This is a genomic window from Acidocella aquatica (genome assembly GCF_030160635.1).
Lineage (GTDB): Bacteria > Pseudomonadota > Alphaproteobacteria > Acetobacterales > Acetobacteraceae > Acidocella > Acidocella aquatica.
Genome location: NZ_BSOS01000131.1, coordinates 1 through 1,052, shown reverse-complemented (window position 1 = coordinate 1,052; position 1,052 = coordinate 1). Strand labels below are relative to the sequence as shown.

Sequence of the window (1,052 nt, the reverse complement as noted above, 5' to 3'; positions counted from 1 at the left end):
CCGGCCTCGATGCCAGCGCGGAAGTTACGCAGCTTGCGATACACCCATTTGCTCTTGGTCATGTCCTCGATTTCGAGACCGCATTTCTTGTGGAAGGCGACATCACTCACGCCGATCGCCTTGGCCTTTTTGAGATTATCGCGGCTGGCATAGCCACCGTCAGCCGCCGACTGGCGTGGCGCCTCCTCATAGAGCGCAACATGGCGTTCGAGCATGGGCAGGAAGCATGCTGAATCAGCCGGATTGCCGTCCTCGACGACGATATCGAGGATCATGCCGCTCTTGCCGGTGGCGAGGTTGAGCTTGTGCCCATATTGTACGTCGCGACGGCTCTTGACGATGATGTCGGCATGCGGCTCGAACAGGCTGACCAGTTTTTCGGTTGCGGGCACCGCCTTGCCGGCGAAGACGCGTCGCTGGGTCTGGTCGATGACCCGCTCGATCAACCCCAGATAATGCGCGACTTCGCAACACCAGGCTGCGCCCTCGATGCTGTTGTCGAGCTGCAGCTCAACCCGCCGAACCGATGCGATCGTGGCTTGGGTGGCGGCGATCAGATCCTTGTACAGCCGGGCTTTCTTGTCCTTGCCCCGGCTGTACCTGATCGCCAGCGCCCGTTTCTTGGCCAACCGCTGATGGTTGCGCCACATGACCGCGACACCGCCCGGGAGAGTGACAGATTCTTTCAGCAACCGCGTCAGAACCCGAACGGAATCCCACAGTAGCGAGCTGTCGCTGGGGGCGTGCATCAGCGCCTCGCACACCGTGCTGTCGACCCGCACGATAGTGCCGCGCTCGATCTTTTCGTGTTCGGCGTCGGTCAGCAACGCCCGATTGATCTGTTCCCAGGTCTCCGCCCGGATCCGGCTGATCGTCTTTTGCAGCACTGACTTCTTTGGGCACAATGACAGCGGCAATCGCGCAAATGCACGGAACGAAGAAGAGTCCTCGAGATGGAAGGCGAGTTCTTCATAACTCAGCTGCCGATATTGCTTGAGCACCGCACACCGCAAAACCGATTCCGCCGGTAGGCCCTGGCGTCCCGTTTCCCT

1 protein-coding gene is annotated in these 1,052 nt (G+C 60.4%); it reads right to left on the bottom strand.

Translation table 11 applies throughout. The features are described from left to right. The coding region (locus QQJ84_RS19315) for an ISNCY family transposase (protein ID WP_284259959.1) at positions 1-1,052 on the bottom strand (1,052 nt) is incomplete at both ends.